Here is a 1023-nt window from a genome sequence, read left to right as displayed (position 1 = left end):
AAATTCTTTGAAAAATATACCGTCAAAGAGCTCCAGAAATGGAACGGCTACGAGATTGAGCATAGTGGTCGTTTATCAGAACCGCTTCGGTATGATGCAGCGCAGGACCGCTATCTCCCTATCTCTTGGCAGGCTGCTTATGAGATTATCGCGAAAGAGTTGAATAAGCTTGACTCGCCAGATGACGCTTTATTTTATACCTCAGGGCGAGTAACGAACGAGCCTGCCTTTATGTATCAGCTGTTTGTACGCTGTTTTGGCACCAATAACTTGCCTGATTGCTCCAATATGTGCCATGAGCCAACATCCGTTATGCTGGGTAAGCAATTGGGTGTCGGCAAAGCCACGGTCATGCTTGAAGATTTTGAAAAGGCCAAACTGCTGTTATCTTTTGGACATAATCCAGCCACCAATCATCCACGCATGCTTGAGATGCTGGCACACGCGCATAAAGAAGGCTGCCGAATCATCTCTATCAATCCGATGCGCGAACAAGGCTTAAAGGCTTTTAGAAATCCGCAAAAACCCACGCACATGGCAGCAGGTCAAAGTGATGAGATGACTGATGAAGTCGTCCAGATTCAAATTGGTGGCGATACGGCTTTGTTAGCGGGTATGGCCAAATGGCTGGTCGAGCATGACAAAATTGATCACAATTTTATTACCGAGCACACCTCAGGTTTTGAGGCATTAAAAGAATGGCTAACCGAGCAAACTTGGACAGATATTGAGCGCGGTAGTGGTATTGTACAAGCAGAGATTGTCAAACTGGCAAAATTGGTTGCCGATAGTCCAGCGACGATATGTACTTGGGGCATGGGCGTTACGCAACATGTGCAGGGCGAAGACAATGTGGCTATGATTACCAACTTGCTGCTGCTTATGGGCATGATAGGTATTGATGGTGCTGGCGCTTCGCCAATTCGCGGGCACTCTAATGTGCAGGGCGATAGAACCATGGGTATTCATGAACGCCCTAAGCAAAAACTTTTAGACAGCCTTGAGCGGGTGTTTGAACGTTCG

1 protein-coding gene is annotated in these 1023 nt (G+C 47.0%); it reads left to right on the top strand.

The genetic code is table 11. The features are described 5' to 3' along the window. Positions 1–1023 (top strand): molybdopterin-dependent oxidoreductase (locus ACS8FD_RS16845; RefSeq protein WP_439276689.1); only part of this gene is annotated, 1023 nt, incomplete at both ends.

Source organism: Psychrobacter sp. 1U2 (assembly GCF_051847575.1).
This window is presented reverse-complemented; position numbering and strand designations above follow the sequence as displayed.